Origin of the sequence: Mesorhizobium sp. M7A.F.Ca.MR.362.00.0.0, assembly GCF_004023175.1 — a bacterium.
Taxonomy (GTDB): domain Bacteria; phylum Pseudomonadota; class Alphaproteobacteria; order Rhizobiales; family Rhizobiaceae; genus Mesorhizobium.
This window is the reverse complement of the sequence record NZ_RZTF01001070.1, coordinates 1-252: the sequence shown is the minus strand read 5'-3', so window position 1 is coordinate 252 and position 252 is coordinate 1. Positions and strand designations below refer to the sequence as shown.

Annotated in this window: 1 pseudogene; it reads right to left on the bottom strand. The window is 41.3% G+C overall.

Features of this window, described 5'->3' with window-relative positions:
• Positions 1–183: pseudogene (locus EOC06_RS41280) on the bottom strand (PTS mannose transporter subunit IIC); the annotation flags it as partial.
• Positions 184–252: the final 69 nt, after the last annotated feature.

Sequence of the window (252 nt, the reverse complement as noted above, 5' to 3'; positions counted from 1 at the left end):
GCCTCCAAGCGCTCCAATAATAGTAGCACCTAGTGCAGTAGGGGAGCTGTTTTGTCCAGGTGTTTGCAATGTTTCTGCTTGTTTTATGTTTTCTGAAGCAGATTCTTCTTCTTCACGTCCAGGTGTTTTTAAATTTAATTTCAGGATTAGGAAGCGGAAGATGATGAAATATAAAGCAGCCATCAGTAAGCCTGTTAAGATGAACATTGGCCAGTTTGACTTCGTAGTTCCTAACGGAAGATTGTACAGCAG